This is a genomic window from Brevundimonas vesicularis, from assembly GCF_027105095.1.
In the GTDB taxonomy this organism is placed as follows: domain Bacteria; phylum Pseudomonadota; class Alphaproteobacteria; order Caulobacterales; family Caulobacteraceae; genus Brevundimonas; species Brevundimonas vesicularis_E.
In genome coordinates this window covers 2,030,501-2,051,112 of the sequence record NZ_CP114278.1, presented here as the reverse complement: position 1 = coordinate 2,051,112, position 20,612 = coordinate 2,030,501, and the positions used below count along the sequence as shown (strand labels likewise).

Genomic DNA, 20,612 nt, shown 5'->3' with positions numbered 1-20,612 from the left:
CCATGGACCCCGTTTCCTTCTGGGCCACCCCTCTGGGCTGGACGCTGATCACGGTCGGCCAGGTCCTGCTGATCACGGTCGGCGTGCTGATCGCCGTCGCCTTCCTGCTGCTGGCCGACCGCAAGGTCTGGGCCGGGGTGCAGATGCGCAAGGGTCCGAACGTCGTCGGTCCCTTCGGCCTGCTTCAATCCTTCGCCGACATGATCAAGTTCGTGCTGAAGGAGGTCGTGATCCCGGCCGGCGCGGACAAGGCGGTCTTCATCATCGCCCCGATCATCACCGTCATCCTGGCCTTCATGGCCTGGGCGGTCATTCCGTTCGCGCCCGGCTGGGTCGTGTCGGACCTGAACGTCGGCATCCTGTACATCTTTGCCGTGTCGTCGCTTGGCGTTTACGGCATCATCATGGGCGGCTGGGCTTCGAACTCGAAGTATCCCTTCCTGGGCTCGCTGCGTTCGGCGGCGCAGATGGTGTCCTATGAAGTCTCGCTGGGCCTGATCATCATCAATGTGATCCTGCTGGCCGGCACCATGAACCTGTCGGCCATTGTCGACAGCCAGAAGGGCATGTTCTGGAACTGGTACGGCTTCGGCGGCGGCGCCGACACCTGGCCGCTGGTCGTGATCCTGTTCCCGATGTCGATCATCTTCTTCATCTCGGCTTTGGCCGAGACCAACCGCCCGCCGTTCGACCTGCCCGAGGCCGAATCCGAACTGGTCGCCGGTTATCAGGTCGAATACAGCTCGACGCCGTATCTGCTGTTCATGATGGGCGAGTACGTCAACATCGTCTTCATGTCGGCGATGATCAGCCTGCTGTTCTTCGGCGGCTGGAACCCCGGCGTGCCACAGGCCTGGATGGATGGGCTGCCGGCCTGGATTGCCTATACGATCTATCTGCTGACCTTCATGGCCAAGACGGTCTTCTGGTTCATCATGATCTCGATGGTGAAGGCCTTCGTGCCGCGCTATCGCTATGACCAACTGATGCGCCTGGGCTGGAAAATCTTCCTGCCGACGTCGCTGGTCGCGGTCGTGATCGTGTCGGCCTGGCGCGTCTTCGTGGTGGGGTCGTGATGCGCGGCCTCATCATCGGCCTCGGTCTTCTGACGATGACCGCCGCATGCGCGCCCGACGCGTCGCGCATGCCCGAGTCGAGCTATCAATGGCAGCAACGCCAGGACCGCATCGAACACGACTGGCGCGCCAGCCAGACCGCTTCCCAGACCGCCCCCAAGACGACGCCCGCCCCCAAGGATAAGCCCTGATGTTCACCCGTATCGTCCAGGCGACCAAGGGCGCGATGATGCTGGACGTCATCGGCGCCATCGGTCTGTCGCTGAAATATATGGCCCGTCCCAAGATGACGGTGAACTATCCGTTCGAGCGCAATCCGCAGTCGCCGCGTTTCCGTGGCGAACACGCGTTGCGTCGCTATGCGAACGGTGAGGAACGCTGCATCGCCTGCAAGCTGTGCGAGGCCATCTGCCCGGCCCAGGCCATCACCATCGAGGCCGAGCCGCGCGCCGACGGCAGCCGCCGCACGACCCGCTACGACATCGACATGGTCAAGTGCATCTACTGCGGTCTGTGCCAGGAGGCCTGCCCGGTGGACGCCATCGTGGAAGGGCCGAACTCGGAGTTCGCCGTCGAGACGCGCGAAGAGCTGCTCTACGACAAGCAACGCCTGCTTGATAACGGCGACCGCTGGGAACGGCAGATCGCCAAGAATCTGGAACTCGACGCGCCTTACCGCTAGAGCGTGATTCCGAAAAGTGACTACCGGTTTTTCGGACAAGATCACGCTCCACTACAGTTGCCGTTCAAGACCTCTTCAAGAGGAAGAGGACTTGAACTAGGCAGCATCTCGCTAAACGGGTCGGCGATTCCTGAACGGGGTCGCGGCCGATACGAAAGGGGCTTCGTCCCGACATGCTGCAAGGCATAGCCTTCTATCTGCTGGCGGCGGTCGCCACGGTTTCCGGCCTTCTGGTCGTGACCGCGCGCAACCCGGTGCACAGCGTGCTGTGGTTGATCCTGGCCTTCTTCTCGTCGGCGGGTCTGTTCGTCCTGCTGGGCGCCGAGTTCCTGGCGATGCTGCTGGTCGTCGTCTATGTGGGCGCGGTCGCGGTGCTGTTCCTGTTCGTCGTCATGATGCTGGACGTGGACTTCCTGAAGCTGCGCGAAGGCTACGCGCGCTACCTGCCGCTGGGCGCCATCATCGCCGCTGTGCTGCTGGTGGAGATGATCATCGTCTCGGTCGCCGTGGTCCAGGGCGGCGCCGCTGCGGGCCTGCCGGCGCCGGGTGCGCCGGACGCCAGCGTAACGAATGTCGAGGCCATCGGTCGCGTGCTCTACACAGACTATGTCTATTTCTTCCAGGCGGCCGGGATCGTGTTGCTGATCGCGATGATCGGCGCCATCACCCTGACCCTGCGCCACAAGCCGCACATCAAACGCCAGAACCCCGGCGACCAGGTGAACCGCGACCGCCGCAAATCGGTCGAGATCAAGTCCGCCGCCACGGGTGAAGGCGTCAGCGCCGAGGAGCTTCTCTGATGATCGGTCTGACCCACTATCTGACGGTCGCTGCGATCCTGTTCACCATCGGGGTGTTCGGCATCTTCGTGAACCGCAAGAACGTCATCATCATCCTGATGTCGATCGAGCTGATCCTGCTGTCGGTGAACATCAACTTCGTCGCCTTCTCGGCCTATCTGAACGAGATCAGCGGGCAGATCATGGCGATGTTCGTCCTGACCGTCGCCGCGGCCGAAGCCGCCGTCGGCCTGGCCATCCTGGTGACCTTCTTCCGTAACCGCGGCGACATCGCCGTGGACGACGCTTCCGTGATGAAGGGCTGAGCGTGACTTTCCATACCCTCGTCATTCTCGGGATCTTCGCCCCGCTGCTGGGCGCGGCCATCGCCGGCTTCTTCGGACGCCGGATCGGCAATATCCCGTCGCAGGCCGTCACGACCGGCCTGCTGTTCTTCTCGTGCGCCGTCGCCTGGACGGTGTTCGGCCAATGGACCTGGGGCCACCTGGAGCCCTTCACCATCCGGCTGGCGCCCTTTATCAATGTCGGCGACTTCCAGTCGGCCTGGTCGATCCGCATCGACGCCCTGTCGGCGACCATGCTGATCGTGGTCACCAGCGTGTCGTCGCTGGTTCACCTGTATTCCTGGGGCTACATGGCCGAGGACGACAGCCGGCCGCGCTTCTTCGCCTATCTGTCGCTGTTCACCTTCATGATGCTGGCGCTGGTGACGGCGGCCGACTTCATGCAGATCTTCTTCGGCTGGGAAGGCGTGGGCCTGGCGTCCTATCTGCTGATCGGCTTCTGGTTCAAGAAGCCGACGGCCAGCGCCGCCGCCATCAAGGCCTTCGTCGTCAACCGCGTCGGCGACTTCGGTTTCGTGCTGGGGATCATGACGATCTTCTGGATGTACGGCACCATCAACTTTGCCGAACTGTTCCCGCTGATCGCCACCAAGGCCGGCACGACGTGGGAGTTCCTGGGCGTCCAGTGGTCCGCGCTGGATCTGGCCGGATTCCTGCTGTTCATCGGCGCCATGGGCAAGTCGGCCCAGTTCTTCCTGCACACCTGGCTGCCGGACGCGATGGAAGGCCCGACCCCGGTTTCGGCGCTGATCCACGCCGCGACCATGGTCACCGCCGGCGTCTATATGGTCTGCCTGCTGAGCCCCATCTATGAATATGCGCCGGGCGCGTCGCAGATCATCGCCATCATCGGCGCCATCACCGCCCTATTCGCCGCCACGGTCGGCCTGACCCAGAACGACATCAAGCGGGTCATCGCCTATTCGACCTGTTCGCAGCTGGGCTACATGTTCTTCGCGGCGGGCGTCGGCGCCTATCAGGCGGCCATGTTCCACCTGTTCACGCACGCCTTCTTCAAGGCCTTGCTGTTCTTGGGCGCCGGCTCTGTGATCCACGGCATGCACCACGAGCAGGACATGCGGAAGATGGGCGGGCTGTGGAAGCTGCTGCCGGTCACCTATGCGGTGATGACCATCGGCACCATCGCCATCACCGGCCTGGGCATCCCCGGCGTCGGCGGCTTCGCCGGCTTCTACTCCAAGGACTCGATCATCGAGAGCGCCTATGCCTCGGCGGCCTCGGGTCACTCGGCCATCGGTCTGTTCGCCTTCTTCGTCGGCATCATCGCCGCCGGTCTGACGGCCTACTATTCGTGGCGCCTGGTCTTCATGACCTTCCACAACAAGCCGGTGTGGAAGGAAGAGGGCGACGCCCATCATGCTGACGACCACGCTTCCCACGCCCAGCTGGAAACCCATTCCGAGCCGGTCGGCGATCAACACGACGATCATGCGCATGACGACCACGGTCATCATGGTCCGCTGAAGCCGCATGAGAGTCCGCTGGTCATGCTGATCCCACTGATCCTGCTGTCGGTCGGCGCCGTCGCCGCCGGCTTCGTCTTCGCGCCGCACTTCATCGGCCACCATGAGGGCGAGTTCTGGCGTGGCGCGATCTTCACCGGCGCGAACAACCACGTCCTGCACGAAAGCCACGACGTTCCGACCTGGGTGAAATGGTCGCCGCTGATCCTGACGCTGATCGGCACCGCGTTCGCCTATTGGATCTACGTCGCTCGCGAGGGCATGGGCCGTCGCATGGCCGAGCGGAACGGCGTCATCTACCGCTTCCTCTACAACAAGTGGTATTTCGACGAGCTGTACGACTTCGTCTTCGTGCGCGGCTTCCGCGCCATCGGGAACTTCTTCTGGAAGATCTGCGACGTGAAGATCATCGACGGTCTGGGCCCGAACGGCGCCGCCTGGGTGTCGCTGAAATCCGCCGCTCGACTGGGCAAGATCCAGTCCGGCTATGTCTATCACTACGCCTTCGTGATGCTGCTCGGGGTGGCTGGTCTGCTCACCTTCGCCATCCTCGCGTGGGGAGCCTGATCTCGTGCCCTACATCCTGAGCCTCGTTACATTCCTGCCCCTGGTCGGGGCCCTGGCGATCTTCGCCGCCCGGCTGACGTCAAAGTCGGCCGATGCTGCCGCGCCGGCCGCGCGCTGGATCGCGCTGATCACCACCCTGGTCACCCTGGCGGTGTCGGTCGTGCTGGTCGCCGGCTTCGATCCGGCCAACACCAGCTATCAGTTCGTGGAGATGGTCCCGTGGTTCGCGGGCGCCAGCTATCACCTGGGCGTCGACGGGATTTCGATCCTGTTCGTGCTGCTGACGGCCTTCCTGATGCCGATCTGCATCCTCGCCAGCTGGAAGTCGGTCGAGACGCGCGTCGTCGAATATATGATCGCCTTCCTGGTGCTGGAGACGCTGGTCATCGGGGTGTTCACCTCGCTGGACCTGTTCCTCTTCTACATCTTCTTCGAAGGCACCCTGGTCCCGATGTTCCTGATCATCGGCATCTGGGGCGGTCAGAACCGCATCTACTCTGCCTACAAGTTCTTCCTCTACACCCTGCTGGGGTCCGTCCTGATGCTGCTGGCCATGCTGTGGATGGCGAATGAGGCGGGCACCACCAGCATTCCCGAGCTAAAGCGTTTCGCCTTCGATCCGGCCGTCCAGCCGATCCTTTGGCTGGCCTTCTTCGCCTCGTTCGCGGTCAAGATGCCGATGTGGCCGGTCCACACCTGGCTGCCTGACGCCCACGTTCAGGCGCCGACGGCCGGTTCGGTCATCCTGGCGGGCATTCTGCTGAAGCTGGGCGGCTACGGCTTTATCCTGTTCAACGTGCCGATGTTCCCGATGGCGTCGGAGATGTTCCGGCCGCTGGTCTTTACACTGTCGGTGATCGCCATCGTCTATACGTCGCTGGTCGCCTGGCGTCAGACGGACATCAAGAAGCTGATCGCCTATTCGTCCGTGGCCCACATGGGCTTTGTGACCCTGGGCATTTTCGCCGGCAACGACATCGGCATGCAGGGCGCCATCTTCCAGATGATCAGCCACGGCCTGATCTCGGGCGCGCTGTTCCTGTGCGTTGGCGTCGTCTACGACCGGATGCACACTCGCGAGATCGCCTTCTACGGTGGTCTGACGTCCAAGATGCCGTGGTACGCCGCCATCTTCCTGATGTTCACCATGGCCAACGTCGGCCTGCCGGGCACCTCGGGCTTCATCGGCGAAGTGCTGACCATGACGGGGGCCTACAACGCCTCGACCTGGGCGGCGCTGGTTGCGGCCTCGGGCGTCATCTTCTCGGCGGTCTATGCCCTGACCCTGTACCGCGCGGTCATGTTCGGCGAGATCACCAATCCGAAGCTTGAGACCATCACCGACATCGACAAGCGCGAACTGCTGCTGTTCGTGCCCCTGATCGTCGGCACCATCTGGCTGGGGGTCCATCCGGCCTCCGTCCTCGATTACACCGGGCCTGCCGTCGAGGCCCTGACCAGCGCGTATCGCGCCGCGATCGGCGGGTGAGACTTACAGATGCCTGATCTATCCTCCGCCCTGCATCTCGCCGCCTCGGAAGTCACCCTCGCGGTCGGCGCCCTGGTCCTGCTGATGGTCGGCGCCTTCATGGGCGACAAGAGCGCCCGTCTGGTCTCGATCCTGTCGGTCCTGCTGCTGATCGCCGCGTCGGTCATCTCGATCGTCGGACCGTGGGGCGTCGCCTTCAACGGCGCCTATGTCGCCGATCCTCTGGCCATCTACGCCAAGAGCCTGATCTATCTGTCGGCCGCCGTTGCGGTCGTGCTGGGCGACGGCTGGATGAAGCGCACGCGCATCGCCAAGTTCGAATATCCGGTCCTGATCGTGCTGGCCTCGGCCGGCATGGGGATGATGGCGTCCTCGGGCGACCTGATCTCCATGTACGTCGGGATCGAGCTGCACTCTCTGGCCCTGTATGTTCTAGCCGCCTTCCACCGCAACGACGTCAAGGCGTCGGAAGCGGGCCTGAAGTATTTCGTCCTGGGTGCGCTCTCGTCGGGTCTGCTGCTGTATGGCGCCAGCCTGATCTACGGCTTCGCCGGCTCGATGCGGTTCGAGGACATCGCCGCCGTCGCCGCCGACAATCCCGGCCCGGGTCTGGTCTTCGGCCTTGTCTTCCTGATCTGCGGCCTGGCGTTTAAGGTTTCGGCCGCGCCGTTCCACATGTGGACGCCCGATGTCTATGAGGGCGCGCCGACGCCGGTCGTGGCCCTGTTCGCCACGGCGCCGAAGGTGGCGGCCATGGTGCTGATCGCTCGCGCGCTGGAAAACGGTTTTGGCGACGCCCACGCTCAGTGGTCGCAGGTCCTGATCGCCATCTCGCTGATCAGCTTCGTCGTCGGCGCCTTTGGCGGCCTGGCGCAGAAGGACATCCAGCGCCTGCTGGCCTATTCCTCGATCGCCAACATCGGTTACGCGCTGCTGGGTATTGCGGCGGGCACGGCCGAGGGCCTGCAGGCCATGCTGATGTTCATGACGCTGTATGTCGTCGACCAGCTGGGCTTCTTCGCGATCCTGCTCAGCCTGTCCAAGTCGGGCCGTCCTATCCGCCGCATCGCCGATCTGGCCGGATTGAAGAAGGATCGTCCGCTGACGGCTGTGGCCCTGACCATACTGTCGCTGTCGGTTCTGGGCATGCCGCCGTTCTCGGGCTTCTGGGGCAAGTACTATGTGTTCGGCGCCGCCGCCGATGCAGGACTGTGGCCCGTCGCGGCCGCCGGTCTGGTCGCCTCGGTCGTCGCCGCCTTCTACTATCTGCGCATCCTCAAGCTGATGTGGTTCGATGCGCCGGTGGACGACATCGCGACCGACGCCGCGCCGGTCGAGGCCAAATGGATCGGCTGGGCGTGCGCCGCCTTCGCCTTCCCGCTGGTGATCGTCGGTCTGACCTGGCTGGAGCCGCTGACCAAGGCTGCGAGCGCCGGCTTCGGGAACGGATAGGGCGTTGGCGCCCGTCCCTCTGGTCATCCTCGACGAGATCGACTCGACCAACGCCGAGGCGCGCCGCCTCGCCGAGGCCGGAGAGGCGGGCCCGCGCTGGATCGTGGCGCGCCGCCAGACCGCTGGCCGCGGTCGGCGGGGTCGCAAGTGGGACACCGATCAGGGCAATCTGGCGGCCACCCTTCTGATCACTACGCCCAAGTCGGCGGCGGAGGCGGCCCAAGCCACCTTCATCGCGGCCCTGGCCGTCGCGGACCTGCTGGATGTCTTCGTCTCGCCCGCGCTCGTTTCGATCAAATGGCCCAACGACGTCCTGCTGGACGGGGTCAAGGTGTCGGGCATCCTGGTCGAATCCGGCCGGCACGTGAACGGCGACCTCTGGCTTGCGGTCGGCATTGGCGTGAACCTGGCCCATGCGCCCGAGGGCACGGAACGGGGGGCGACCTCGGTCGCCGAACGTCTGCGCTCCGACCTCGCCTATGTCCCGCCGATTGAGGCCGCTGCCGAAATCCTGGCCGAGACCTTCGCCGTCTGGTGGGGGCGTTGGCAGACGATGGGCTTCGAGCCCGTGCTCGACGCCTGGACCAGTCGTTTGATTGGCCTAAACGGACCGTGCGTCGCTCGGCTGGACAATGAGACTATCGAAGGCCTGGCCGAGGGCGTGGAGCCGGATGGCGCCCTACGCCTGCGTCTGGCCGACGGCTCCATGCGTTTGATTTCCGCCGGCGACGTCTTCTTTGGCAAGGCCGCCTGATGCTGCTGGCGATCGAGCAGGGCAACACCAATACGCTGTTCGCGGTCCACGACGGCACGGAATGGATCGCGCAGTGGCGCGCCGCGACCGAGGCCAGCCGCACGGCCGACGAATACGCCGTCTGGCTGAACCAGCTGATGGTTATGAAGGGGCTGAAGTTCGACGCCCTCGGCGGCTGCATCATCTCCAGCGTCGTGCCCCAGTCGATCTTCAACCTGCGCAATCTGGCGCGGCGCTATCTGAACATCGAGCCTCTCGTCATCGGCGAGAACGCCGAACTGGGCATCGAGGTGCGGATCGCCAAGCCCAGCGAGGCGGGCGCCGATCGTCTGGTGAATGCTGTGGGCGCCTCGCTGATGTATTCCGGCGACCTTCTGCTGATCGACAGCGGCACGGCGACGACCTTCGACATCGTCTCGGGCGACGGCGCCTTCGAGGGCGGTCTGATCGCGCCCGGCATCAATCTGTCGCTTCAGGCCCTGCACGAAGCGGCCGCCAAACTGCCGCGCATCGCCATTCAGAAACCCGAATACGTCATCGGCAAGGGCACGGTCGAGGCCATGCAGTCCGGCGTCTTCTGGGGCTATATCTCTTTGATCGAAGGCCTGGTCGGGCGCATCAAGGCGGAGTGGGGCAAGCCCATGACCGTCGTCGGCACCGGCGGGGTCGCCAGCCTGTTCGAAGGCGCGACCGACAGCATCGATCGCTTCGATCCCGACCTGACTATTCGCGGCCTCCTCGAAATCTGGCGTCGTAACGCCCATTTGACTGATTGAATGAAAAAGCAAACCCAAGACGAACTCGTTTTCCTGCCGTTGGGCGGCTCGGACGAGGTCGGTATGAACCTGAACGCCTATGGCTTCGGCCCAGAGGCGAACCGTGAATGGCTGATCGTCGATGTCGGCGTCACCTTCGGCGACCTGTCCACGCCCGGCGTGGACGTGATCGTGCCCGATCCCACCTTCCTGGAGGGTGAAAAAATCAAGGGCATCGTGCTGACCCACGCGCACGAAGATCACATCGGCGCTCTGGGCTGGCTGTGGCCGCGCATCAAGGCGCCGATCTACGCCACGCCCTTCACCGCCTATCTGATCCGCGACAAGTTGCGCGAGCGCGGCATTCTGGACGAGGTCGAACTGGTCGAGGTTCCGCTGGGCGGGACCGTTGACATCGGCACGTTCGGCGTGACCTTCGTCAACATGACCCACTCGATCGCCGAGCCCAGCGGCCTGGCCATCGATACGCCGCTGGGGATGGTGTTCCACACCGGCGACTGGAAGATCGACGACCAGCCGGTGATCGGGACCAAGACCGACGCCCCCGTCATCCGCGCCCTGGGCGACGAAGGCGTGCTGGCCATGGTCTGCGATTCGACCAACGTCTTCGTGCCGGGCGTCGCCGGGTCCGAGGGCGATGTCGCCGTCGCCATCTCCAAGCTGATCGCCAGCCTGAAGGGGCGCGTCGCGGTCGGCTGCTTCGCCTCCAACGTCGCCCGGATGGACAGCGTGATCCGCGCCGCCGAGGCCTGCGGGCGTCGCGTGGCCCTGGCCGGCCGTTCGATGCACCGGATCACGGCGGCGGCGAAACACGTCGGCATGCTGAAGGACGTGAAGCCCTTCCTGTCGGATGAAGAGGCCCGCGTCTGGCCCGCCGATCAGATCCTGTATCTGTGCACCGGCAGCCAGGGCGAGGCGAGGGCGGCCCTGTCGCGCGTCGCGGACGGCACCCACCCGGTCGTGAAGCTGGGCCTGGGCGACCACTGCATCTTCTCGTCGCGTCAGATCCCCGGCAACGAGCTGGCGATCGGCAATCTGCAGGACCGGCTCGCGGACCGCGGCGTGCGCCTCTACACCGAGAAGGATCACCCGGGCATCCACGTCTCGGGCCACCCCTGCCGCGACGAGCTGAAGCAGATGTACGAATGGGCCCGGCCGCAGATTGCGGTGCCGACCCATGGCGTGCGTCGCTTCCTCTTGGAACATGCCAACCTCGCCAAGGACATGGGCGTTCCCGAAACGGTGACGCCACGCAACGGCGACATGGTCCGCCTGGCCCCTGGCCCGGCCAAGATCATCGACGAGGTGCCGAACGGTCGCCTGTACGTTGACGGCGGGATGCTGGTGACCGAGCAGGGCGAGGCCCTGAAGGAACGTCGTCACGCCTCGACCAACGGCGTGCTGATCGTCAGCTTCGCCTTGGACAAACGCGGTCGCATCGCCAGCGACATCGATATCCGCAGCGTCGGCCTGCCCGGCGACACGGCCACGCCGCTCGGCGATGCGCTGGACAAGCTGGCCGAGCGCGTCGAACAGGTGGTCAAGGGCCTGAAGGGCGATGCTCTGGACGATGAAATGGTCATCGAACAGGCCGTCGCCCGCGTGCTGAAAAAGGCCAGCCAGCAGATCTGGGATCGTCGTCCCATCGTCGAGACGGTCGTCCTGCGCGTCTGATGCAACCTTGACCGTTTGGGCGCATTTGTCGTGCGCCTGAACGGTCGGGGAAACGCATGTCGAAAAAGCCTGCCCGTGCGCGCCGCCTGCTGGAGCGGATCCGGCACGCCCGTCATCCGCTGCGCGGTTGGCGGCGGTGGGCGGTGATTGCAGGGCAGGGGCTGGTCGGCTTCGTCGCCCTGTTCGCCGTGGTCAATCTGGTGCTCAGCCTGTCGACCTTCCGGGGCGAAGACCCTTTGGCGCGGACGGTTCACGAACTGCGCGTGCTGTGGTTCAGCCCGCCCGACGGCCAACCGATGTCGCCGACCGCCTTTCCGACCGTATATGGTCGCGATCTGGGACCAGCGCCCGACACCGCCGCCATCCATTCCTATCTGGAGCGCGAGGCAGAGGACGGCGTCTTTCTGCTCGACCACGTCATGGTCGATCGCATCCTGAAGCTGAATGGCCGGATCGATGCGCGCAGCGTGCCGTCGGGCGTCTATGTCGGCGCCCACGCTTTGGGACCGGACGGGATGCCTTTGGTGCCAGTGACCAAGTTCATGGCGCAATATCTGCTGTTTCCGCGCCATGCCTATATTCTCGTCGTGCCTGAGAGCGGGCCGGCCATCGCCTTCTCGGCCAGTCAGAACGCCAAGTTCGGCATCGACATTCATCCCGAACGCCTGTCGGCCGAGATCGCGCCGTTCGATCCGAACGCCTATGACTTCCCCAGTTCGGGCGAGGCGCTGCACGAGATGACGCGCATCACCAATGACCCGGCGCGCGTCGCGACGGCCGTCGAAACGTTGAAGGGCGCCCAGGCTCGCCTGGCGCAGGAGGGGCTGACCTACGGCCTTCTGGCGCCCAACTCAAACACCGCTGTCGGCTGCGTGCTGCAAGGCGCAGGGGCGATCACGCAGCAGGCGCGCTCTTCGATCCTTCTGGCGTTACGGGCGCCGGGGTTTGGCGCATCGTGCGAATAGCGGTCGCGCCGACGGCCTCAACTCGGATATATCCACGCCGATGACCGAGCGACTCTTCCTGCTGAACCCCGACTGGCACGACGATCAGGGCGGTCCGTGGTTCTGCCCGCCTGGCGCCTATATCGAGGGTGTCCTGGCCTTCTATCCTCAGCTTCGCGACGCGCTGGACGTCGTCTATCTGGACCATCCGCGCCCACGTCAGCCGGTCATCGACCAAGTCGGCGAGGTGCATCAGAGCTGCCCCATCCTGATCCTGGACGGCGCGCTGGATTGGCCCGAGGCCGAGGTCAGCGAAACGACCGGCCGGCGGTTTCTTCAGGATCACGCCATCGCTCCCTATCTGGCGGCCCGCTACGGCGTCGGCCGGCCCCATCCCTAGAGGTCCGTCATGCCCATCGGCGTCTTCACCATGGTCGGCATCTACATCATCGCCTGGTGGACGGTGCTGTTCGCCGTGCTGCCGCTGGGCACGGCCAGCGAAACGCACGAGCCGCCGACCGACGGCTCACAATGGGGCGCGCCCAAGACGCCCAATCTGAAGAAGAAGTTCCTGACGACGACCTGGGTCTCGGCCCTCGTTTGGGTGTTCGTGATGGTGCTGATCTTCACGGGCTGGCTGCCTCTTCCGAACTTCGCCAGCGGCCCCGCTGTCTAAACGACGCATCGGCCTAGCTTTCGCCCCGTCCGAGCGGCTAAAGCCTTGTTCCGTCTCTACGCCTAGGATTCCCGACCATGCGCCTGTCGCGCTTTTTCCTGCCCACGCTGAAGGAAGCCCCTTCGGACGCCCAGATCGTCTCGCACCAGCTGATGCTGCGCGCCGGCATGATCAAGCAGGAGGCCGCCGGCATCTACGCCTGGCTGCCGCTGGGTCTGAAGGTGCTGCGAAAGATCGAGCAGATCGTGCGCGAGGAGCAGATGCGGGCCGGGGCCGTCGAACTGCTGATGCCGACGCTGCAACTGGCCGACCTGTGGCGCGAGAGCGGCCGCTATGACGCCTACGGCCCCGAGATGCTGCGCATCACCGACCGGCATGAGCGCGAGCTGCTTTACGGACCGACCAACGAGGAGATGATCACCGACATCTTCCGGGCCTATGTGAAGTCCTACAAGTCGCTGCCGCTGAACCTGTTTCACATCCAGTGGAAGTTCCGCGACGAGCGCCGTCCGCGCTTTGGCGTGATGCGCGGGCGCGAGTTCCTGATGAAGGACGCCTATTCGTTTGATGTGGACGAGGCCGCGGCCCGCGTCGCCTACAACCGCATGTTCGTCGCCTATCTGAACACCTTCGCCCGCATGGGCCTGAAGGCCGTGCCGATGCGCGCCGACACAGGCCCCATCGGCGGCGATTTGAGCCACGAGTTCATCGTCCTGGCCGAAACGGGCGAGAGCGAGGTCTTCTGCGACCGCAAGCTGGTCGAGATGCCCGCGCCTGGCGACGACTTTAGCCCCGAAGCCGTGCAGGCCGTGTTCGACGAGCGGACCGCGCTCTACGCCGCCACCGAAGAGATGCACGATCCGTCGCAGTTCGAGGCCAAGACCGCCGAGGGCGACCGCCTGTCGGCGCGCGGGATCGAGGTCGGCCACATCTTCTACTTCGGGACCAAATACTCCGCCCCGATGAAGGCCAAGGTCGCCGGGCCTGACGGTCAGGACGCCGAGGTCCACATGGGCAGCTATGGCGTCGGCGTGTCGCGCCTGCTGGGCGCCATCATCGAAGCGAGCCACGACGCCGGCGGCATCATCTGGCCCGACGCGGTCGCGCCGTTCGACGTGGTCGTCATCAATCTGCGCGCCAATGACGAGGCCGTCTCGGCCGCCTGCGAGGACGCGGTGGCCCAGCTTGAAAAGCTCGGCAAGGACGTCCTGTACGACGACACCGACGAACGTCCCGGCGGCAAGTTCGCCACCGCCGACCTGATCGGCGTGCCGTGGCAGCTGACCATCGGTCCCAAGGGTCTGGCGGACGGCGTGGTCGAACTGAAACGTCGCGCCACCGGCGAGAAGGTCTCCGTGCCGCTCGCCGAAGCTATTGAAAGGCTGACCGCTTGAGCCTGCCGTCTCGTCCGTCCGGCGCCTTCTCCTCGTGGGAGATCGGCCTGGCCCTGCGCTACCTGCGCGCCAAGCGCAAGGAAGGCGGCGTCGCCACCATCGCCGTCATCAGCTTCATCGGCATCATGCTGGCTGTCGCCGTGCTGATCAGCGTCATGAGCATCATGTCCGGCTTCCGCAGCGAACTGCTGGGCCGCATGCTGGCGTTCAACGGCCACATGTATGTGCAGGGGCAGGTCCTGACCTCGCCGGATCGCGAAGCCGCCCTTAAGCGCATCCAGGCCGTGCCCGGCGTCGCCAGCGCCAGTCCGCTGAACGAGGCCCAAAGCCTGATCCGCGTCGGCAGCTATACGACCGGCGCCATCGCCAAGGGCATCCGCCCAGAGGATCTGGCCAAGACCCAGTATGTCTTCGACAGTCTGAGCCCGCAGGAACGCGCCAGCTTCGGCAAGGGGCCCTATGGCGGCGACCGCATTCTGGTCGGCGCGGCCCTGGCCAACTCCATGGGCCTGCGCGTCGGCGATCCTGTGACCCTGTATTCGCCGACCGGGGCCGACAGCGCCTTCGGCAACCTCGGCGGACTTGAGAAGACCTATTTCGTCGGCGGCCTGTTCCGTTCGGGCGCCGCCGACTATGACCGCGCCTTCATCTTCATGCCGCTGGAGCAGCAGCAGCTCTTCTTCGGCAAGGAAGGGGTCTGGGACGCGATCGAAATCAAGGTGGACGATCCCGATCAGGTCGGCGCCCTGACCGCCGCCATCCGCGACGCGGCCGGTCCCGGCTCGGTCGTCAGCGACTGGCGCGAGCGTCTCGCCGCCTTCTATGGCGCGCTGAAGGTCGAACGCGTGGCCATGAGCATCATCCTGGGCCTCGTCGTCGCCATCGCCGCCATGAACATCATCTCCGGCATCGTCATGCTGGTGAAGAACAAGGGTCGCGACATCGCCATCCTGCGCACCATCGGCGCCAGCCCCTCGGCGATCCTGCGCGTCTTCTTCATGGCCGGCGCCATGATCGGGGTGGCGGGCACCATCGCAGGGCTGATCCTGGGTCTGCTGTTCTGCTGGAACATTGGTTCGATCCAGCATTTCCTGGAGTTCGTGCTGCAGACCAAGCTGTTCGATTCCGACGTCTATATGCTGGACGCCATCCCGGCCCTGGTCGATCCGGTGGACGTGACCTGGGTGGCCTTCTGGTCCCTGTTGATGAGCTGTATCGCCAGCCTGCCGCCGTCCTGGAACGCGTCTCGCATCGATCCCGTGGAGGCGCTGCGCTATGAGTAAGGCTCCCATCCTTTCGGTGCGCGGCCTGACCCGCACCTATGACACCGCCCAGGGCGGCCTGACCGTGCTGAAGGGCGTCGATCTGGACGTCTATCCCGGCGAACTGGTCGGGCTGATCGGGCCGTCGGGCTCGGGCAAGTCGTCGCTGCTGCACGCCGCCGGCCTGTTGGAGAAACCCACCAGCGGCACGGTCGCCATCGACGGCGAACAGGTCGGTGATCTGGACGAGCGCGCCCGCACGCGTCTGCGCCTGGGCCGGATCGGCTTCGTCTATCAGTTCCACCACCTGCTGCCCGAGTTCGATGCGCGCGATAATGTCGCTTTGCCGATGCGGATCGCCGGCGTGTCCCAGGACGAGGCGCGCAAACGCGCCGAGGTCACGCTGACGGCCCTTGGGCTAGGCGAACGCCTGACGCACCAGCCGGCTCAGCTGTCGGGCGGTGAACAACAGCGCGTCGCCATCGGTCGCGCGCTGGCCAACGGCCCACGGCTGCTGCTGGCCGACGAGCCGACCGGCAATCTGGATCCGACCACCAGCCAATCCGTGTTCGAATCCCTGCGCGACCTGGCCAAGACCACGGGCGTGGCCGCCCTGATCGCCACCCACAATATGGAGTTGGCCGGCCATATGGACCGCGTCTTCGCCCTGAAGGATGGTCATCTGGAACAGCGCGAGGCCCAGAGCCACGCCTACTGAGCCACGCCTATCGATCAGCTGACGGCGGCGTCGCCCCAAATCGCTCGCAGGCGTTCGGGGCGGCGGCATCCGATCCGGTAGGCCTGATAGCTGGCGGCGTGGCGTTTGGCGTAGTTCTGGTGTTCCTCGCCGGCCGGCCAGAACCGCTGGGCGCCGACGACCGGCGTGGTGAAGCTCTTTCTCAGCACGCGCATCGCCGTATCGCGCGAGGCGATGGCGTCTGCGCGCTGAATCGCTGTCGCAAAGACGGCGGATCGATACGACGGCCCCTGGTCGCAGAACTGACCGTTCGGATCGGTCGGGTCGATGGTGCGCCAATAGCGATCGACCAGGGTGCGATAGCTGACCACGCGCGGATCGAAGGTGACCTGCACCGCTTCCATATGGCCAGTGCCGCCGCGCACCACCTGCTCATAGGTCGGGTTGGCGGTATGGCCGCCGACGAAGCCGGACACGGCCGAGCGCACCCCCGGCACGTCGTCGAAGGCCTTCTCCTCCGACCAGAAGCAGCCGCCGGCGAAGATCGCGGTCTGAAACGCCGACTGCGCTTCGGCCTGACGGGCCAGAGGCGCGCCGATCGCCAGCGCGGCGACGCTCAAGGATGCAACGGCGGCGAGGGCTGTCGTGCGAAGGGACATGGTCTCATCTCCTGTTGCAGTGACTACGACGGCGACGCGCAAACGGTTTTACCGAGCGCGACTTGACCGGAACAAAACGCCAACATAGAACATTCGCAGAACATATCGGATGTCTCGGAGCCAAGATCATGCCGCGTTTGATAAGGGATATGCTGTCGCTGGCGTCGTGCGGCGGTTTTGTTTGGATGGTCTGGACCGTGGCGATCAGCGTCACCGCCTGAGATCAGACGAATTAGACACTTTAGACGGTGTTTTTTTCGAGGACCGTCCGAAGCCGGCGATCCACAGCCGATCCGTGGGGCGACCGGTTTGCGATGGCCGCGCGCCGCCCGATATGAGACTCAGGGTAGAGTAGGGCTCTTCAGCGGGCCAGGGTCGAAGAAGGCGTGAACGAGCCGGTGAACAGTCAGGGTTTTGTCCATCTGCGGGTCCGTTCGGCCTATTCGCTGCTGGAAGGCGCGATCAAGGCGGCCAAGGTCGGCAAGCTGGCGGCCGACTCCGGAATGCCGGCGGTCGGGGTGGCGGACCGGGCCAACCTGTTCGGTGCGCTGGAGTTCAGCCAGACGGCGAAGGATGCAGGTGTTCAACCGATCGTAGCCTGCGCCCTGCCGGTTTTCGGCATCGGCGGCCAGATCAACGCCCGCTGGGCCAAGGTGCCGACCGTGGTTCTGCTGGCCCAGGATACAGCCGGGTGGCTGAACCTGTGCGCCCTGTCGTCATCCGCCTATCTGGACGCCGGAGAAATGGCCGAGCCGGGCGTGGCCTGGGAGCAGGTCGTCGCCCGCTCCGAAGGCCTGATCCTGCTGTCCGGAGGCCCGGACGGCCCGGTCGATCCGCTGTTCGCCCAAGGCAAGAAGGCCGAAGGCGCCGCCGGTCTGGCGACGATGAAGGCGGCGTTCGGCGACCGCTTCTACGTCGAGCTGCAACGCCACGGGCTTGAGGACGAAAAGCGCGCCGAGCCGGGGCTGGTCGAATGGGCCTATGCCAATGACGTGCCGCTGGTCGCCACCAACGACGTCTATTACGCCAAGGCGGCGCAGGCCAAATCGCACGACGCCCTGCTGTGTATCGCCGACGGCGCCTTCACCGGGCAGGAGGATCGCCGCCGCATCACCGGCGAACACTGGTTCAAGCCCGCCGCCGTCATGCGCGAGCTGTTCGCCGACCTGCCCGAGGCTTGCGACAACACCATCGACATCGCGCGGCGCTGCGCCTTCCTGGTCAATACCCACGCGCCCATCCTGCCGCGTTTCGACACCGGCGCCGGGCGCTCCGAGGCCGATGAACTGGCCTACCAGGCGCGCGAGGGGCTGAAGGTCCGCCTGACCGAGGTCACGCCGGCCGTGCCCGAAGAGGAATACTGGACCCGCCTGGAATGGGAGGTCGGGATCATCCAGCAGATGGGCTTCCCCGGCTACTTCCTGATCGTGTCGGACTTCATCAAATGGGCCAAGACCCACGGCATTCCCGTGGGGCCGGGGCGGGGCTCCGGCGCCGGCTCGCTTGTCGCCTGGTCCCTGACCATCACCGATCTGGACCCGCTGCGGTTTGGCCTGCTGTTCGAGCGGTTCCTGAACCCCGAACGCGTCTCCATGCCCGACTTCGACATCGACTTCTGCCAGGAGCGGCGGGAAGAGGTGATCGACTATGTGCAGCACCGCTACGGCAAGGACCGGGTGGCTCAGATCATCACCTTCGGCACCTTGCAGGCGCGGGCCGTGCTGCGCGACGTGGGCCGGGTGCTGCAGATGCCGCTGGGTCAGGTCGACCGGCTCTGCAAGATGGTGCCGAACAACCCGGCCGCGCCGGTCACCCTGGCCCAGGCCATCGACATCGAGCCGCGCCTGAAGGATGCGCGAGACGCGGAGCCGGCGGTGAAGACCCTGCTGGAAACCGCGCTGGAGCTGGAAGGGCTTTACCGCAACGCCTCGACCCACGCCGCCGGCATCGTCATCGGCGACCGGCCTCTGACGGAACTGGTGCCGCTGTATCAGGATCCGCGCTCAACCATTCCGGCCTCCCAGTTCAACATGAAATGGGTCGAGCCGGCCGGCCTGGTGAAGTTCGACTTCCTGGGCCTGAAGACGCTGACGGTGCTGGATCGGGCGCGCGGCTATCTCGAACGGCGCGGCGCAGCCAAGGACTGGAACAGCCTGCCGCTGGACGATGCGCGTACCTACGAGCTGATGGCCTCTGGCCAGACGGTCGGGGTGTTCCAGCTGGAATCCCAGGGCATGCGCGACACCCTGCGCAAGATGCGCTGCGGCTCCATCGAAGAGATCACCGCCCTGATTTCGCTCTATCGGCCGGGGCCGATGGAGATGATCGACACCTATATCGACCGTAAGTTCGGACGCGCCGAGGTCGATTATCTGCACCCCAGCCTGAAAGAGGTGCTGACCGAGACCTACGGCGTCATCATCTACCAGGAGCAGGTGATGAAGATCGCCCAGATCCTGGCGGGCTACAGCCTGGGTGAGGCCGATCTGCTGCGCCGGGCCATGGGCAAGAAGAAGAAGGAGGAGATGGATTTCCAGCGCCTTCGCTTCCTCAAGGGCGCCGCCGAGAAGGCCGTGCCGGAATCGCAGTCCGGCTCCATCTTCGACCTGGTCGCCAAATTCGCCGGATACGGCTTCAACAAGTCTCACGCCGCCGCCTACGCCCTGATCTCGTTCCAGACGGGTTGGCTGAAGGCCAATCAGCCGGTCGAGTTCTTCGCGGCGTCCATGAGCCTGGACTTGTCGAACACCGACAAGCTGGCGGTCTTCTATCAGGACGCCAAACGGTTCGACGTGCCGGTCCTGGCGCCCGACATCAATCGCTCGTCGGCCGACTTCGACGTAGCCTGGGACGACGACAAGGGCGCGGTGCTCTACGCCCTGGGCGCGATCCGAAACGTGGGTCTCGAGGCGATGAAACACGTCATCGAGGTGCGCGAGACGGGCGGCCGCTTCGCCGACATCTTCGACTTCCTCGAGCGCGTCGATCCGCGCAGCGTCAACAAGCGCGCGCTGGAAGGTCTGGCCAAGGCCGGCGCCTTCGACAGCATCCACCCCAACCGGCGTCAGTTGCTGGAGCAGGCCGACGTTCTGATGGCCTATTGCCAGAGCGTGGCGGCCGAACGCGCCTCGTCGCAGGTGTCGTTGTTCGGCGGCGACCAGGCCCATGCCGCGCGCCCGCGCCTGAAGAGCGTCGAACCGTGGGTCGGGCCGGAGCGGCTGGATCACGAACTGTCGGCGGTCGGCTTCTATCTTTCGGGCCACCCGCTGGACGAGATGACCTCAGCCCTGAAGCGCAAGCGCGTCACCTTCGTCGCCGAAGCGATTCCGTTGGCGGAGTCGGGTCACGAAGCGTTCCAGATGGCGGGCGTCGTGCGTCGCAAGCAGGAGCGGGCCAGCGCGCGGACGGGCGAGAAGTTCGCTTTCGTGACCTTCTCGGATCCGACCGGCGAGTTCGAATGCCTGTTCCCGCCCGAACAACTGCGAAAATGCCGCGAGGTGCTGGAGCCCGGCGCCTCGGTGATGGTGCGGGTGCGCGCCAAGTCGTCGGAGGGGGAGGTGCGCTTCTTCGGAGACGACGCCTCGCAAATGGACAATCTGCTGGACGACGCCAACATCGGCCTTCGTATTCATGTCTCGGCCCGCAGTGCAGACGCCGAGGCGCTGAAGGCGCGGCTGGAACGCGCGCGATCGGGCGCGATCGGCAAGGGGGGCGAGGTGTCGCTGATGATTGCGGGCCTCGAGCAGGGACGCGAGGTCGAGGTCAAGATTCCCGGCCGCTACCGCCTGGACGGCGCCTTGCGCGGCGCGCTGAAGTCGGCGCCGGGCGTCGTCATGCTGGAGGACGCCTGATGTGCGTCGCCGCGTTGATGTTCGGCTTGGC

General features: G+C 65.2%; 19 protein-coding genes. 18 read left to right on the top strand and 1 reads right to left on the bottom strand.

Features of this window, described 5'->3' with window-relative positions:
- Positions 1 to 2 precede the first annotated feature (2 nt).
- From nuoH to O2K97_RS10130, 17 genes are all read left to right on the top strand, one after another.
- Entirely contained in the window at positions 3 to 1,076 is a 1,074-nt protein-coding gene (gene nuoH, locus O2K97_RS10210; protein WP_039247406.1) for an NADH-quinone oxidoreductase subunit NuoH, read from the top strand.
- The gene (locus tag O2K97_RS10205) at positions 1,076 to 1,267 is read left to right on the top strand and encodes a hypothetical protein (protein ID WP_269219178.1); all 192 of its coding nucleotides are present in this window, start codon (positions 1,076 to 1,078) and stop codon (positions 1,265 to 1,267) included. Before nuoH ends, O2K97_RS10205 begins: the two co-directional genes overlap by 1 nt.
- Complete coding sequence (nuoI, locus tag O2K97_RS10200) at positions 1,267 to 1,758, top strand: NADH-quinone oxidoreductase subunit NuoI (RefSeq protein WP_017503987.1); 492 nt, start codon at positions 1,267 to 1,269, stop codon at positions 1,756 to 1,758. Before O2K97_RS10205 ends, nuoI begins: the two co-directional genes overlap by 1 nt.
- 173 nt (positions 1,759 to 1,931) lie before the next feature.
- On the top strand, positions 1,932 to 2,558 hold the full coding sequence (locus O2K97_RS10195; protein ID WP_017503986.1) for an NADH-quinone oxidoreductase subunit J: 627 nt from the start codon (positions 1,932 to 1,934) through the stop codon (positions 2,556 to 2,558).
- Positions 2,558 to 2,863: an NADH-quinone oxidoreductase subunit NuoK gene (nuoK, locus tag O2K97_RS10190; protein WP_269219177.1), complete on the top strand. Its 306-nt coding sequence runs from the start codon at positions 2,558 to 2,560 to the stop codon at positions 2,861 to 2,863. The genes O2K97_RS10195 and nuoK overlap by 1 nt, the downstream gene beginning before the upstream one ends.
- A 2-nt stretch (positions 2,864 to 2,865) precedes the next feature.
- Positions 2,866 to 4,953, top strand: a complete 2,088-nt coding sequence (nuoL, locus tag O2K97_RS10185; RefSeq protein WP_269219176.1) for an NADH-quinone oxidoreductase subunit L — start codon at positions 2,866 to 2,868, stop codon at positions 4,951 to 4,953.
- A gap of 4 nt (positions 4,954 to 4,957) precedes the next feature.
- On the top strand, positions 4,958 to 6,442 hold the full coding sequence (locus O2K97_RS10180; protein ID WP_269219175.1) for an NADH-quinone oxidoreductase subunit M: 1,485 nt from the start codon (positions 4,958 to 4,960) through the stop codon (positions 6,440 to 6,442).
- 9 nt (positions 6,443 to 6,451) lie between these two features.
- Positions 6,452 to 7,894 (top strand): NADH-quinone oxidoreductase subunit NuoN, encoded by a 1,443-nt coding sequence (gene nuoN / locus O2K97_RS10175; RefSeq protein WP_269219174.1) that lies wholly within the window; start codon positions 6,452 to 6,454, stop codon positions 7,892 to 7,894.
- A gap of 4 nt (positions 7,895 to 7,898) precedes the next feature.
- A complete protein-coding gene (locus O2K97_RS10170; protein WP_269219173.1) occupies positions 7,899 to 8,648 on the top strand; it encodes a biotin--[acetyl-CoA-carboxylase] ligase in 750 nt (249 codons plus the stop codon).
- Entirely contained in the window at positions 8,645 to 9,424 is a 780-nt protein-coding gene (locus tag O2K97_RS10165) for a type III pantothenate kinase (protein WP_269221127.1), read from the top strand. Before O2K97_RS10170 ends, O2K97_RS10165 begins: the two co-directional genes overlap by 4 nt.
- Complete coding sequence (locus tag O2K97_RS10160) at positions 9,425 to 11,098, top strand: ribonuclease J (RefSeq protein WP_269219172.1); 1,674 nt, start codon at positions 9,425 to 9,427, stop codon at positions 11,096 to 11,098.
- 56 nt (positions 11,099 to 11,154) lie between these two features.
- Positions 11,155 to 12,063 (top strand): hypothetical protein, encoded by a 909-nt coding sequence (locus O2K97_RS10155; RefSeq protein WP_269219171.1) that lies wholly within the window; start codon positions 11,155 to 11,157, stop codon positions 12,061 to 12,063.
- A 40-nt stretch (positions 12,064 to 12,103) separates the two neighbouring features.
- Positions 12,104 to 12,442: a DUF3088 family protein gene (locus tag O2K97_RS10150; RefSeq protein ID WP_269219170.1), complete on the top strand. Its 339-nt coding sequence runs from the start codon at positions 12,104 to 12,106 to the stop codon at positions 12,440 to 12,442.
- Between the two features lie 9 nt (positions 12,443 to 12,451).
- Entirely contained in the window at positions 12,452 to 12,718 is a 267-nt protein-coding gene (locus tag O2K97_RS10145; protein WP_055753501.1) for a DUF1467 family protein, read from the top strand.
- 77 nt (positions 12,719 to 12,795) lie between these two features.
- Positions 12,796 to 14,112, top strand: coding sequence for a proline--tRNA ligase (proS, locus tag O2K97_RS10140; RefSeq protein ID WP_269219169.1), 1,317 nt, complete (start codon positions 12,796 to 12,798; stop codon positions 14,110 to 14,112).
- Positions 14,109 to 15,395 (top strand): lipoprotein-releasing ABC transporter permease subunit, encoded by a 1,287-nt coding sequence (locus O2K97_RS10135; RefSeq protein ID WP_082465008.1) that lies wholly within the window; start codon positions 14,109 to 14,111, stop codon positions 15,393 to 15,395. The genes proS and O2K97_RS10135 overlap by 4 nt, the downstream gene beginning before the upstream one ends.
- Positions 15,388 to 16,092, top strand: coding sequence for an ABC transporter ATP-binding protein (locus O2K97_RS10130; protein ID WP_269219168.1), 705 nt, complete (start codon positions 15,388 to 15,390; stop codon positions 16,090 to 16,092). Before O2K97_RS10135 ends, O2K97_RS10130 begins: the two co-directional genes overlap by 8 nt.
- Positions 16,093 to 16,106: 14 nt before the next feature.
- On the opposite strand, the gene msrA is transcribed toward O2K97_RS10130, so the two are convergent.
- A complete protein-coding gene (gene msrA / locus O2K97_RS10125; protein ID WP_269219167.1) occupies positions 16,107 to 16,730 on the bottom strand; it encodes a peptide-methionine (S)-S-oxide reductase MsrA in 624 nt (207 codons plus the stop codon).
- Between the two features lie 386 nt (positions 16,731 to 17,116).
- Here msrA and dnaE point away from each other — a divergent pair, with 386 nt between their 5' ends.
- Positions 17,117 to 20,581, top strand: a complete 3,465-nt coding sequence (dnaE, locus tag O2K97_RS10120) for a DNA polymerase III subunit alpha (RefSeq protein ID WP_269219166.1) — start codon at positions 17,117 to 17,119, stop codon at positions 20,579 to 20,581.
- The last annotated feature ends 31 nt before the right edge of the window (positions 20,582 to 20,612 follow it).